We start from the raw sequence: 14051 nt of genomic DNA on the forward strand, positions 1-14051 counted from the left end.
CATGAGTGAAGTTACCGACATCTCCAAATCTGGCGCTGGCGTTCCGTCCGACCAGTTGTCGCGGTACGCCGGGCTCGCGGACTGGGTCTATCACCGCGACACGGCGGACCAGGGATTCGGCCTGGGCGAATTGGGATATGATGAAATTGTCCAAATAGATCGCGCCGCAGCTGAACGGTATGGCTTTCAGAGGTCGGCGAAAGACGGCTTCATCTACAATGCCGCGACAGGCTTCACGGCCGCGATCGTGGAAGGCGACACCGGTCCTATCGTCGTCTTTCGCGGGACGGATCTCGCGGCCGTCGATAAGACGACAGTCTGGGACATGTTTACAACCAGGACGAGCGGTCCGAAGCACGATTACCTGGACATCGTCGCCGATCGCTCGCTCGGGCAGGGCGTGATGCCGGCCGGGACGCAGGCCCAGGACGTGATGAACCTGATGGAGCTGCTGAAAGCGAAGGTGGGGTCGCTGGAGAATGTCACGGTCGTCGGTCAGTCGCTCGGGGGCGGCCTCGCTGGCCTCGCCTCAGCGGTCTACGGCGTTCGCGGCGTCCTGATCGACCCGGCACCTTTCCGAACGGAGCTCATGTACCTCGCGGCGGCACGAGCCCTCGAGCAGACGAGCGACGGGAATGGAGGCTTCCTCCGCGTCTCGGAGGAGGCGACGAACCCGAATCTCATCGATCTTGAGATCGTCAGGAAATACGACACCTCGATCTGGAGGGAGTACAAGACTCATTACCAAAACAATCTCTCCGGATACGAAGCGAACATCGCTTTGACAAATACGTATTTCGTCAAGGACGAGGTCCTGAGATATGGACTGACCCTTGCCGCCATGGGGCTGGCTGGAGCGAAGCATTTCAGCGAGTCGCAGCCGACATTCGACGCAGGGGCATTAAGCCTGAGTCCACTGGAATATTTCGGAATTTACCGTGCAGTGGCACTCCACAATCCCACATTCTTCGCACTGGCGGCGCGCAGCGAGGCCGCGGAATCGTCGAAGAGCTTCACAAAACTCCTGAAGGACGACGCAATTCTCCGGGATATCTTCATCGGCGACAAGGCCGGGATCGCCGGAGCGCCGACGAAGGCCCGCGGCGACGATCCCTCCATCTCGACGACGAGCCGCGTGGCTGCGGCGGGACCGGACCCATCCGTCCTCCAGCGGGCCTTCTTCAAGTCGATCGGCACGGACACGGATCTCTACGCGGCGTTCCATCGCCTGGTCAGCGAGACGATGGCGACCGGGGCAGTGAGCGAGGGGCGCGGCGGCAGGCCGACCCAACCCTCCCTCTATGGCGGCCTCTCGAAGCTGGCGCTCGGCGTCATGCGCGATGTCGTCGCGAACACTTCCACCATCGACGAGATCAAGCAGAAGATTGGCAAGATCGATCTGAACTTCTCCGGTGAGGAGCGAACTGATTTCTTCAAAACCGGGTCGCAAACGAAGGTCGTGGTGAATGTCGAGGACATCGAGGCCACGGGCAAGGACTTCATGGACAAGGACGGCCTCGCCTATGGGGTCGGCGACATCAACCGCGTCGTCTGGAACGCCCTGATCAAGGGCGGCGGAACCCAGGTCGTCGAGAAGGCTCTCGACATCACGACCGAAGAGGTCTTCGGTCCGAACGCGAAGGGGCTGCCCTGGAAGGTCGTCGTCGCCCAGGCGGGAAGCAGCGAGGAGCCGTTCGAGTACGCCGCCGGATCCTCCGGTGACACGCTGTCCAAGCTGAACCAGCTAATCGTCGGCGGCAAGGGAAGCGACGAGATCACCGGCTCGTCGAAGGACGACATCATCCTGGGCGGCGCCGGAGCCGACAAATTGTTCGGCGGCAAGGGCAAGGACATCCTCGTCGGAGAAGCCGGGAGAGACGTCCTCGACGGTGGCGCAGGCGACGCCGTCTACCATGGCGGCGACGGCGCCGATATCTTCGTCGTAGATGCGAAGGCCGACAAGATCACGATCGTCGGCGCCGACAGCACGGATCGGCTGTTTGTCCGTGCAAGTGCAATCCGGTCGACTAGGTCGCTCTCCCTGCGCGACATCAGATACGACCTTTCGCTCCTCGAGAAAGGCATTCCGATCCTCGGCGGCATCGCACCAACTGAAGGCAATGCTGCCTGGACATGGGGCAGATATCGCAGCGAGCTCAATTTCCCGGACGGGAATATTTATCCTCTGAGCTACAAAGCGACCATAGAAGGCGGCGCCAGTGGACAGACGCTCCGTCTTGAGATCATGGATGTCGGAAAGGCTGGGCATACCGTCACTGTAGATGTCCTCGGCTGGCGGTCTGGCCAACTCGGCATGAGGGCTCAGCCGTTCGCCGAGACCGATGACCTGAGGCGCAAGGTCACCAACAATTACGAGTACGGCGTGCTGCCGAAATCCGGCAACATGCAGACAGGCGAGGACGGTGCCTCGGACCTGCAAAGAATGGCTCCCTACAGCCTCGCCTCCGACGAGGGAGCGATGCGGTCCGCTGCACGGAGATCCGGCGACGACACGCTCGTCGGAACGACCGACGACGACTACCAGTACGGGGCCGGCGGAGACGACGTGCTCCTCGGTGAGGCCGGCGACGACGAGCAGCAGGGCGGCCTGGGCGATGATCGACTGGTCGGCGGCAGCGGGGCTGATGTCCAGGACGGCGGCGCCGGGGCCGATACGTACGAATTCGCGGTCGGCGACGGCAACGACGTCATCCAGGACAGCGGCACCGACGAAGAGGAACTCGACGTTCTCTCCCTCGCCGGCATCACGCCCGACCAAGTCCGCCTGGGCTTCGAGAACGACACTCTCGTCGTCACCCTGGCCGACTCGGGTGAGACGATCCGCATCGTCGGCCAGTTCGAGGCGGTGCTGAGGAGTTGGGCGGCACAGCGCGGCATCGAGCAGATCGCCTTCGGCGATGGAACGATCTGGGATCGGGCGGAGATGCAATCCCGCTCCGGCGTCTTCACGCCCACCTATGCGGTGACGGGCACCGGCGACCCCGACACCCTGACGGGTGACTTCGGCGACAACGCCCTCAGCGGATTGGCAGGTGACGACCTGCTCCTGGGCCTGCAAGGCAACGATCGACTCGTCGGCGGGGCCGGCGCGGATCGGATGTTCGGGGGCGACGGATCCGACAGGTTCGTGGCCGAGAATTCCGATGGCGACGATCAGATCGACGGGGGAGCGGGCATCGACACCCTCGATTACTCGGGAATTGGCTACCGCGTCGTCGTGGACCTCACGAACGGGACTGCAACCGGTTTATCGATCGGAACGGATTCCGTGACCGGGATCGAGATCGTGCAGGGCACGGCATCCGGAGACGAGTTGACGGGCTCGGCAGCAGCCGATCAGCTCTACGGCGCCGGCGGGAACGACGAGTTCAGGGGTGAAGCGGGCGACGACCGCCTGGACGGCAGCCTCGGCTCCGACATCTATCGCTTCGCCCGCGGCGATGGGGTGGATACCATCATCGATTACGGCCAGAACACCGATGTCGACGAGATCCGCTTCGATGACGGCATCGCGCGGTCCGACATCTCGTTCCGGCGAGGGCCCGGCGGCGGCGACACGGTCGTCCTGTCGATCGCGGGCGGGCGCGACGCGATCTTCCTCGAGGGACAGCTCGCCGCGCCAGCACAGGGCATCGAGCGGTTCGTGTTCGCGGACGGCACGGTTCTGACCGCCGGCGAGATCAGGGCGACGCTGCTCGCGGCCGCGCAGACAGCCAGCGACGACACGATCTATGGGACCGTGGGCGACGATGTCCTGTCGGGCGGCGCCGGCAACGACGCCTTGTCGGGAGGTAAGGGCGACGACGTCTACGTGTATGCACGTGGCGAGGGCAGCGACATCATTGAGGAAGAGGCCAATGACGCGTCCGAGAACACGATCCGCTTCACCGATCTGGATCCCGACGACCTGACCTTCGGCCACCGGACGTCCGGCGACCTCGTGATGCGCGTCGCCGAGACCGGGGAGACGATCGTCGTCAGCCGGCAATTCGTCGATGCGGGGTACCGCGCCTTCGGGGTCGGGCAGATCGCGTTCGCGAACGGCCTCGTCTGGGATCGCGCCGCCATCGACGCCTCGTCCGGTGCGATCTCCGACAACGCCCTGCCGACCGCCGCCAGTGTCCAGCTGACCATGGTCGAAGACGCGGTCCTGAGGATCCCGGCCGCGGATCTTCTGGCGCATGCTGCCGACGCCGACGGCGACAAACTCCGGATCGCGTCGGTGTTCGACGCCGTCAACGGATCCGTGGAACTCGATCCCGACGGATCGGTCACGTTCCGACCGGACGCCGAATTCTCCGGCCAGGCACGCTTCACCGTCGAGGTCTCGGACGGACAAGGCGGCGCGGCAACCGCCGAGGTCCTGATCGACGTTGCCGAGAGCAACGACGCTCCGGTCGCAGCGGGCGAGCCTGAAACGGCTGCGGGGCTCCACAATGCACCGATCTATGGCCAGCTCCTCGCAGCGTTCGACGGCGATTTCGACGTCCTGCGATACAGGCTCGTCGCCGGATCGGAAGTCGGCGGCACGGTCGTCGTCGACGAAGGCGGCGCCTACGTCTTCACGCCGTCCACGAATTTCTCGGGGTCGGCCTCCTTCTCCTACTCCGTCGACGATGGGGTGGCGCAGAGCGCTGCCAAGGCCGTGAGCATCACCATCGAGGCCAGCGGTGCCGCGAACCACGCGCCCGACCTGGCGGCGACCTTCTCTCTACAGGTCGTGGAGGATCAAGCGGCCACCGCGCGCATCACCGCATCGGACGTCGACGGCGACGCGCTGACCTACGCGGTCAAGCAGGGGGGCGAACCCGCCAGGGGCTTGGTCTCGTTCGGCACAGGCGGCGCCTTCACCTACACCCCGCTCGCCGATGCCAACGGGAGCGATGCCTTCACGGTCGTCGTCTCGGACGCCAGAGGCGGCATCGCAGAGCAGACCGTTCAGGTGACAATCGCGGCCGTCAACGACGCGCCCATCGCCGTCGCCGATGCCGGCAGCGCCGGTGAGAACGAGGTGAAGGTCTTCGACCTGCTGGCCAACGACGCCGATGTCGATCATGGCGACAGCCTGAGCCTCGCCTCCTTCGCCGTGCGGAGCGTCGACGGGGTGCCGGGTGGCCTGTCGCTCGCCTCGGCGCAGACCGCCTTCTCCATCCAGAACGGCAAGCTGGCTTTCCATCCCGGCACCCTGTTCGATCTCCTCTCCTCCGGACAAACCGCGACCATCGTCGTCGACTACGTGGTTCAGGATGCGGCGGGAGCCCAGTCAACTGCCGGCTTGACCCTCACGGTCGTCGGCGCGGACGAGCCGGTCATCAGCGGCACCGCTGGTGCCGATACCCTCTACGGCACGGCGGCGGCGGATACGATCCGCGGCCTTGCCGGGAACGATGTCATCTGGGGTCGCGACGGCGACGACCTGCTCTACGGCGAGGCTGGCGGCGACGAACTGAACGGCGAGGGCGGCGATGACCTCCTCGACGGAGGAGCCGGAGATGACACGATGGCTGGCGGCGAAGGGAACGACGTCTACGTCGTCGACTCGGCCGCCGACATCGTGTCCGAGGCCGCAGGCGCCGGGACCGATGAGATCCGGACCACCCTTGCCAGCTACACGCTCGGCTCCAACGTCGAGAACCTCGTGTATCTCGGGACCGACGTATTCACGGGGACCGGCAGCACCCTGGCGAACATGCTGACGGGAGGCGCCGGAAACGACAGGCTCACCGGTGGGGACGGCGACGACACCTACCGGGGATTGGGCGGCAACGACGTCTTCTACGGAGGAGCCGGTGCCGACAGCCATGACGGCGGAGACGGCTTCGATACCGTCGACTACAGTGCCTCGGACGCGGCGATCGTCGTCGACCTGCCGACACCCGCCAACAACACCGGAGACGCCACCGGCGATACGTTCTCCTCCATCGAACAATGGGGGCTCTCGGCCTACGCCGATCGCTTCGTGGGTGGGGCTGCCATCGACTACGTCTTCGCCCAGGACGGCAACGACACACTCCTGGGCGGCGCAGGCGACGACTGGCTCGCCGGGGGGGCGGGAGCTGACAGCCTCGACGGCCAGGACGGCTTCGACACTGCCGACTATACCGGCGCTTGGGTGGCAGTCACGATCGACCGCGTCACCGCAGGCAACAGCGCCGGTGACGCTGAAGGCGATACTTTCGTTAGCATCGAACGCTTCCATCTGTCCCAGTATGATGATCGCTTCGTCGGATCCTCGGCTAGTGAGTTTATCTACGGGAATGGCGGGAATGACACGCTGATCGGCAACGATGGCGATGACTGGCTGATCGGAGGCTCGGGCTCGGATGCGCTGACGGGGGGCAACGGCTACGATACGGCAAGTTACTTCTCGTCGGGCGCGGCCGTAATCATCGATCGTTTGACAATGGTTAACAGCAGTGGCGATGCGGCTGGAGACATTTTCGCGACGATCGAAGCCTTCCAGCTGAGTGCAGCCTACGATGATCGCTTCGTCGGCAGCGACTCAGCCGAATGGGTCTATGGCGGTGGCGGGAACGACACGTTGATCGGCAACGACGGCAATGATTTCCTGGATGGTGAGGAGCAGAACGATATCTTGACCGGTGGCGCCGGGGCCGACACTTTCGCGTTCTACGAGCGTGGGTTCGGAAAGGATGTTGTTACCGATTTCGTCAGCGGCGACTTCATCGAGTTCTCGACCTCGGCGTTCTCGAGCTTCGCGGCCGTCCAAGCCCATGCCGCGCAGGTCGGAGCTGACACGGTCATCACCCTCGATAACGACAACACAGTCACGCTCCAGAACGTGGACGTCGGCAACTTGAAAGCTGCCGATTTTAGTTTCGTCTGAAATTTTTGAATTGACCCATCCAAGCAGGTGAGGCGGGCAGCGCCGCCTCACCTCCGCTGCTCTTCTCTCGTCAGTCGAAAGGAGCCCCATAAGGCGCCCGTCACCTCCTCTCGGACGACCCGCCCCTCAGTCCAGATCGAGCATCAGCGCAGGTTCTGCACCGCGGCGCCCGAGGCGCCCTTGCCGAGATGCCCCTGAAACCGGGACACAGACCGCGCAGGGTCGAGAGAGAGCACCCCGATCCCAACGGCATCCTCGAGCTGTCGAAATCGATACGCAGCGCGCTATAGCCCTGACGCCCGGGTCAGGTTGACCCGGAAGCGTTCGCGCCGCCGCCGGTATCGCCTTGTCATCTCGGCCGAGGCGTGACCGAGTTGACGCTGCACCAGCGCCTCCTCGACCTCCGCAGAACTCGCCAAGCCCGCCCGCAGCGAGTGACCCGCGAAGGCCAGCGCCCGCTCGCTCTCTGGCAGGTCGCCGCGCAGGCCCGCGGCCATCGCCGTGCGCTTGACCAGCCGCACCACGTGCTTGTCGGACAAGCGGGCCGCCGAGACCTCGCCCTTCGCTCCGGTGATCGACCGGAATACTGGTCCGTGGGCGATCCGCCCCAGCCGCAGCCACGTCTCCAGCGTCACGACCGGGCAACTGCGCTCCGACGAGCGGCGCCCGACCTCGACCGTCCGCCAGCCTGTCTTGCCACGGACCGTTAGCAGCGCCCCCTCGGCCAGGATCTCGATCCAGCCCGCGCCGTCCGCCGTCTGGCCCGGGCCGCAATCGAGCCCGACGATCTCGGAGCGGCGCAGGCCCCCGGTGAAGCCGACGAGCAGGATCGCCTTGTCGCGCAAGCCGCGCAGGTCGGCCTCGAGCGTCGCCGCCATGGCGAGCAGGTCCTCGCCGAGCACTGCCTCCCTCTGGCGTGGCGGGCGGGCGTGGCTGCGGCGGATGCCGGCCATGATAGGAAATCCGGAAGATGACTTCCGGATTTCCTATCATCAGCCCGCGCGGCGCCTGAGCGAGGCCGCTTTCCGGATCGCGAAGCGATCAATCGGAAAGCGTATGACATCGGTGATGTGGCGGTCGTCGCGCGCGAGCGGCGTTCCGGCCGAGCGATAGCGGGTGGTTCCTCGGCCTCGATCAGATCCTGCGCGTCGCGCCGCCATGGCTCGGCACCCTGCGCCTGCGCCAAGCCCTTGTCGCCGCCGCCGCGACCGGGCGCCTGCTCCGCCTGCGCGAGGACCTCGCCGCGTTCCGCGACGCCCATCACCTCACCCGGCCCACCGACGATCCCGGCCCGGCCGGGCACCTCCACCGCGCCTGGCGTGGCCTGGCCTCGCAGCCCACGCGGATCGATTCAGGCAGTCTCGCTCGCCTCGGCAGCCTGATGGCCCCCGCCGTCGCTCCCGAGCACTCCTCTTGACGGTCGGCGACCACGACGCCGGTGATCCGGTCGTCGCCGCCGCGACCAACCGCCGCGCGCCTGCGGATCGCGCTGCCGGGCCCGGACGGTGTGCTCCTCGGCCTGATGGTCGCCGACCTCGTTCTCGCCGCCCGCCTCGGCTGGGCCAATCCGGTCCCGCTGCTCGCCACCGCCCTGGCGCAGCCCGCGCTCCGCGCCCGGCTTGATCACAGCCGCGCGTCCGTGAGCGCTCCGGACTGGATCGCCGTCTGTCAGGCCGGCTACGCGGCCGCGCTTGCCGAGACCTACGCTCGCGCAGTCGACCTCGCCCTGCTCGCCGACGACGTCGTCGCGGCGAGCCACATTGCCGGCCTCGGCTCTGAACGAGCCGCCCGGCGCTTCCTCGACCGCCTGGCCACGCTCGGGGTCGTGCGCGAGCAGACCGGGCGCACAACGTTCCGCCTGTACGGCCTCTGACGTGGCCCGCGCGCGATCCCGCGCGTTCGATCTCGCGCTCGCCGGCCTGCCGCCCGAGGCGCGCTGGCGCGCCTGGATGGGGCACGTCGAGGCCGTGCTGTTCGCCTCGCCCACGCCGGTTCCGCGCGAGACCCTGGCCCGGGTCGTCGGCCCGGAATGCCGGCTCGACGCACTGATCGCCGACATCCGCGACGAGTTGCGCGCCCGGCCCTACGAGCTCGTCGCGGTCGCCGGCGGCTGGCAGCTGCGCACGCGGGCGGAGTTCGCCCCCGCCATCCGGGCCGCCGGCACCGTCCCGGAGGAGGCGAGGGGAGGGACGCTGACGGCGGGCGAGCAGTTGGTCTCGCCACCATCGCCTACCTGCAGCCAGTGACCCGTATGGCCCTTTCCCGGGTGCTCGGCCGTGAGGTGAGCCGGGACGTGATCGGGCGGCTGAAGCGGCTCGATCTCGTTGGAGCCGGGCCGCGCTCGCCGGAGCCCGGCGCGCCGCTGACGTATGTCACCACCTCGACGTTCCTCGCCCGGTTCGGCCTCACCTCGCTGCGCGATCTGCCCGACATCGAGGCGCTGGAGGAAGCCGGATTGCTCGACCCCATCATGTCGGGCGACGCGCCATCCGATCCCTTCGACCCCATGCTGGGGCTGTCCGGTGAGGAGGCCTGACAACAGCCATACAAGTCGGCCGGCGGCCCCCGTAGCTGTCGCCGCCTGGCTCGCACCGACCGGCAACGTCCATCCCCGCCCAGGCCCAGAAGCGCCATCAAACCCACGTTGGAGACGAGGCCATGGCCGCCTGAGCCAAGGCAACAAGCCTCCGAAAAACCCGGACCGGTTCAGGCGGATGCATGACGGCTCTCGAACCGACTGGCCCAAAGCCGATGCTCACAGACTTTTGCGAAACGGGGGCCGTCCATACATGATGCGGAGAGACGGCAGCATGTGTGCCGGATTGATCGGCGCAACCGCTCGCACAGGCTCTCAGCTCATGATGAGGCCGCCATCGACGTTGATGGTCTGGCCCGTGATGTAGGCGGCGTCTTCGCTTGCCAGGAACGTGACGAGACCGGCGACGTCCTCGCCGGATCCGGCCCGGGCCATCGGGATGCCGCGCACCCACTCGGCCATCAGCTCGCCGGGCTCGTAGCTGCCGAGGAGCTTGCCCCAGGCGGCATCGTTGTAGGCCCACATGTCGGTGTCTATGATACCCGGGCAGAACGCATTGACGGTGATCCCCTCCCGGGCGACCTCCTTCGCGAGGCTCTGCGTGAGGCCAACCACGCCGAATTTCGAGGCGGCGTAGTGCGGCGTGTAGATGAAGCCCTGCCGCGCCTGCCCCGACGCCGTATTGATCAGCCGCCCGCCCCGGCCGTGACTGCGGATGCGCCGAATCGCCTCCTGGCAGCACAGGAAGACGCCCTTGGTGTTGACGTCCATGGTCGTGTCCCAGTCGGCCTCGGTCATGTCCTCGATCTTGGCGATCGTGATCACGCCGGCGTTTTGGACCGAGACGTCCACGCCGCCGAACTGCGCTTCGGCGGCATCATACAGCGCCGTCACGGCGGCCTTGTCGGTCACGTCGCACAGGAAGGACGCGGCCCGGCCGCCCTCATGCACGATCGCGGCGGCGACCTCCTCGACGCGCGCCTCGTTGGCGCTCACCAGGATTGCAGCGCCCTCCCGCGCGAAGCGCCGTGCGATCGCGGCGCCGATGCCGCGGCTGGCGCCGGTAACGACGACCGTCTTTCCCGAGAAGCGGCCTTCTGTCTTGCTCATGAATCTCAGTCTCCCTGAAGTATCCCCTCGAACGGCCCGGCGACGTCCCCGGCCAGATGCTCCGCGGTGGCGTGGTCCGTGATCAGAACGTCGAGATAGCCGCCGTTGAGGGCGGCGGTGATGGCCGGGATTTTCCGCAACCCGCCCGCGACCCCCACGACGCGCTTCGAAGCCTTGATCTGATCGAGCGGGATGCTGATCACCCGGTCGTTGAGGGGCGTGATCACCGGTGCGCCGCTGCCGTCGAAGAACCGCAGGCCCATATCGCCGACGGCGCCCTGCGCCGCGAGTTCGTCCAATTCCTGCCGGGTGAAGGCGTTGCCCGAATTTGCCAGCATCAGCGACGGCGTCATCGAGCCGATTCCGACGAAGGCCAGCGTCAGGGAGGAGAAGCAGGCCACGGTCTCGGCCACGAACGGATCCCGCAGCAGCACCGCCCGACTCTCCGCCGATCCGGCGACGCCGGGCGCCGGAAGGAACTGCGCCTTCGCTCCCGTGAGCTGCGCCATGCGGGTCACGAGATGCTGCGCGTGCGACTGGACCGCGGGGCTGCCGATCCCGCCCATGATCTGCACCACCTGCTTCGCCTTCGCCCGCTTGATCGGGGTGATCGCGTCCACCATCCGGAGCAGGGACGAACTCCAGGACGACATACCGATCACCTCGTCGTCGGCGATCGTCGTCTCGAGGAAGTGCGCCGCCGCCCCGCCGATCGCCGCCAGGATCGAATCCTCGCTCTGGCTCGCGCTCTCGGTGATGATGACGTCGTCGAGGCCGTACCGGTCGCGGATCCGCGCCTCGAGGTCCGCGAAGACGCCGGGCGGCGACGAGATCGTGATCCGAACGATGTTCTCGTCGAGCGCCCGCTTGAGCAGGCGCGACACACGCGCCTGCGGGATGTGCAGGATCTCGGAGATGTCCGACTGCTTCCTGGACTCGATGTAGTACATCTGGGCGATGCGGGTGATCAGGCGCAGGTCGTCGGCCCTGGACATGTGTGTTCCGCTCGCGTTGCCGGTGGAGGGGTGCTTGCCCCTCACGTCCCCTCCGCGGCCCCGGCGCTGTGCGCCGGGAGGCCGGTCGGACGATCGCCGGGACAGTAACACCATTCTGCAGCCAGGGGCCTTCGGCGCCGGCGCCTCACCAGCACTCGAACCCGCCATCGACCAGGAGATCGATGCCGGTCACGAACGAGGCGGCCGGGCTGAGGAGGAACACGACCGGACCCACCATCTCGTCGACCTCCGCCATCCGGGCCATCGGGGTCTCGCTCTCGAAGCGCTTGACCTGCTCCGCCACCTCCGGCCGCAGGTTCATCGGGGTCGAGGTGTAGCCCGGGCTGACCGAATTCACCCGGATGCCCTGCCCGACCCATTCCATGGCAAGCGACTTCGTCAGATGGACGACGCCGGCCTTCGACGTGTTGTAGTGCGCCTGGAGGATGCCGCGGTTGACGATCGAGCCCGACATCGAGGCGATGTTGACGATCGCCCCACGCTTGCGCGGCAGCATGACCCGGCTTTCCGCCTGTGCACAGAGGAATACCCCGGTCAGGTTGACGTCCATCATGCGCTGCCACTGTTCCAGCGGCATCTCCTCGGCCGGCGCCGCATTGGCGATGCCCGCGCAGTTCACCGCGAGCTCGATCGGGCCGAGGTCGCGCTCGGCCGTGGCGATCGCCGCGGCGACCGTGTCGCCCCTGGTCACGTCACCCTGGAGGGTGACGCAGCGGCGCCCCAGCGCCTCGATCGCTGCGGCCGTCTCCGCGAGGCCCGTCGAGGACGGCATGTCGAAGGCCGCCACGTCGGCGCCCGCCTCGGCGATGCCGATGGCCAGGCGCTGGCCGATTCCGCTGCCCGCGCCGGTGACGAAGGCGACCTTGTTGGTGAGGCTGAAGATGTCCATCGCTCTCGCTCTTGAGATCGTCAGTGGGTCGCCCGTTCCATCACGGCGACGCGACTGGCTTCGGTGTGGTCGAGGATGCCGCGGTTGCGGCCGCGGCTCAGCACCATGACGCGGTGGGAGAGGCCCAGGACCTCGTCGAGGTCCGAGCTCACCACGATCACCGCGAGACCGTTGCGCGCGAGATCGGTGATCACGTCGTAGATCTGGGCCCGGGCGCCCACGTCGATGCCGCGGGTCGGCTCGTCCAGGATCACGATCCGGGGCTGCCGCGCGATGCTCTTGGCCAGCACGACCTTCTGCTGGTTGCCGCCGGACAGGTGCTTGCACGGCTGGCCGGCACGACCCTTGATGCCGAACCGGCGGATGCCGTCCTGGGCGAAGCGGCGCACGGCGCCGGGCCGGACGAAGCTGCCCGGCGCGACGCGCGCGTAATTGCCGAGCGCGATGTTGTCGCCGATCGAGTGCTCCAGCACGAGCCCCTGGAGCTTACGGTCCTCGGGCACGAGCACGATGCCGGCCTTCAGGCCGTCGGCCGGGCTCCTCGGGACGAACTGCCGCCCCTCGGCCACGATGTGGCCGGACTGGATCGGATCGGCGCCGGCAATGGCCCGCACCAGCTCTGTCCGCCCCGCCCCGACGATGCCGGCGATGCCGAAGACCTCCCCGGCCCTGACCGAGAACGACACGTCGGTGAAGGCGCCGCTCGGCGACGTCAGGCCCTCGACGCGCAGGGCCTCCGGGCCCTGGCTCGGCACGATCGGCGGGAACATGCGGTCGAGCGGGCGGCCGACCATGGTCTCGACGAGGGTCTTCACCGGAGTTTGGGCGCTCTCGAAGGCACCCACGAGCTGACCGTCCCGCAGGACGAGGATGCGGTCGGCGATGCGGGCGATCTCGTCCAGGCGGTGGCTGATGTAGATGAAGCCCAGGCCCGCCTGCTTGAAGCGTGCGATCTGCGCGAAGAGCCGGTCGGTCTCCTCGCCGCCGAGCGCCGCGGTGGGCTCGTCGAGGATCAGGAGCCTGGCGTCGAGCGTCAGCGCCTTGGCGATCTCGACCTGCTGCTGGGCCGCGACGCGCAGGTCGCGCACGAGGGTGTCGGCGGACACGTCGAGCCCGAGGCGGCGTAGCTGCTCGGTGGCGCGCCGCGCCATGCCCGCGCGGTCGACCCGGCCGTGCCGCGTGGGCAGGTGGCCGACGAACACGTTCTCGGCGATGGAGAGTTCCGGCAGGAGCCGCATCTCCTGGTGGATGAGCCCGATGCCCTGGCTCAGGGCATCGGCCGGGCTCGTCGGCGCGTAGGGCCGGCCGTTCCAGGTCATGGTGCCGGCGGAGGGCTGCACCAGGCCGGCGATGATCGAGGAGACGGTCGATTTGCCCGCTCCGTTCTCGCCGAGCAGCGCCACCACCTCGCCCGGGCGGACGTCGAGGTCGACGCCGCGCAGGACCGGGACAGGGCCGTATTGCTTGGCGATGCCGCGGATCGACAGGCCCTCGCGGAGGATCGGTGTGCCGGGTGTCGTCGCGTCGGGACTCGCTACGTCGGTCATGGGCGGCATCCTGCTGAGCGGGGGGCGACGGAGCGGAGACCGGTTCGTCGTCATCGAGCACCTGGGGCTGCGGCCTTCGCCGGCC

General features: G+C 67.5%; 5 protein-coding genes and 3 pseudogenes. 3 read left to right on the plus strand and 5 right to left on the minus strand.

Annotation, left to right across the window (positions count from 1 at the left end; all coding sequences use genetic code 11):
* Position 1: 1 nt before the first annotated feature.
* Positions 2 to 6868, plus strand: coding sequence for a tandem-95 repeat protein (locus tag HBB12_RS30310; protein ID WP_236993391.1), 6867 nt, complete (start codon positions 2 to 4; stop codon positions 6866 to 6868).
* Between the two features lie 284 nt (positions 6869 to 7152).
* Here the strand turns inward: HBB12_RS30310 and HBB12_RS30315 are convergent.
* Positions 7153 to 7824 (minus strand): annotated as a pseudogene (locus HBB12_RS30315) (tyrosine-type recombinase/integrase); the annotation flags it as partial.
* Between the two features lie 221 nt (positions 7825 to 8045).
* Here HBB12_RS30315 and HBB12_RS30320 point away from each other — a divergent pair.
* Both HBB12_RS30320 and scpB read left to right on the plus strand, forming a co-directional pair.
* A pseudogene (locus tag HBB12_RS30320) lies at positions 8046 to 8741 on the plus strand (DUF1403 family protein).
* A 1-nt stretch (position 8742) separates the two neighbouring features.
* Positions 8743 to 9404: pseudogene (gene scpB, locus HBB12_RS34560) on the plus strand (SMC-Scp complex subunit ScpB).
* Positions 9405 to 9719: 315 nt separating this feature from the next.
* On the opposite strand, the gene HBB12_RS30330 reads toward scpB, so the two are convergent.
* The 4 genes from HBB12_RS30330 to HBB12_RS30345 all read right to left on the minus strand — a co-directional run bounded on the left by HBB12_RS30330 (position 9720) and on the right by HBB12_RS30345 (position 13966).
* Complete coding sequence (locus HBB12_RS30330) at positions 9720 to 10514, minus strand: SDR family oxidoreductase (protein ID WP_236993392.1); 795 nt, start codon at positions 10512 to 10514, stop codon at positions 9720 to 9722.
* Positions 10515 to 10519: 5 nt separating this feature from the next.
* The gene (locus HBB12_RS30335) at positions 10520 to 11509 is read right to left on the minus strand and encodes a sugar-binding transcriptional regulator (protein ID WP_236993393.1); all 990 of its coding nucleotides are present in this window, start codon (positions 11507 to 11509) and stop codon (positions 10520 to 10522) included.
* Between the two features lie 145 nt (positions 11510 to 11654).
* Positions 11655 to 12419 (minus strand): SDR family oxidoreductase, encoded by a 765-nt coding sequence (locus tag HBB12_RS30340; RefSeq protein WP_236993394.1) that lies wholly within the window; start codon positions 12417 to 12419, stop codon positions 11655 to 11657.
* Between the two features lie 20 nt (positions 12420 to 12439).
* On the minus strand, positions 12440 to 13966 hold the full coding sequence (locus tag HBB12_RS30345; RefSeq protein WP_236993395.1) for a sugar ABC transporter ATP-binding protein: 1527 nt from the start codon (positions 13964 to 13966) through the stop codon (positions 12440 to 12442).
* Positions 13967 to 14051 lie beyond the last annotated feature (85 nt).

Origin of the sequence: Methylobacterium sp. SyP6R (assembly GCF_019216885.1) — a bacterium.
In the GTDB taxonomy this organism is placed as follows: Bacteria; Pseudomonadota; Alphaproteobacteria; order Rhizobiales; family Beijerinckiaceae; genus Methylobacterium.

Coding starts and splice junctions, on each gene's coding strand:
- HBB12_RS30310 (WP_236993391.1), top strand. CDS start 2: ATGAGTGAAGTTACCGACATCTCCAAATCTGGCGCTGGCGTTCCGTCC.
- HBB12_RS30330 (WP_236993392.1), bottom strand. CDS start 10,514: ATGAGCAAGACAGAAGGCCGCTTCTCGGGAAAGACGGTCGTCGTTACC.
- HBB12_RS30335 (WP_236993393.1), bottom strand. CDS start 11,509: ATGTCCAGGGCCGACGACCTGCGCCTGATCACCCGCATCGCCCAGATG.
- HBB12_RS30340 (WP_236993394.1), bottom strand. CDS start 12,419: ATGGACATCTTCAGCCTCACCAACAAGGTCGCCTTCGTCACCGGCGCG.
- HBB12_RS30345 (WP_236993395.1), bottom strand. CDS start 13,966: ATGACCGACGTAGCGAGTCCCGACGCGACGACACCCGGCACACCGATC.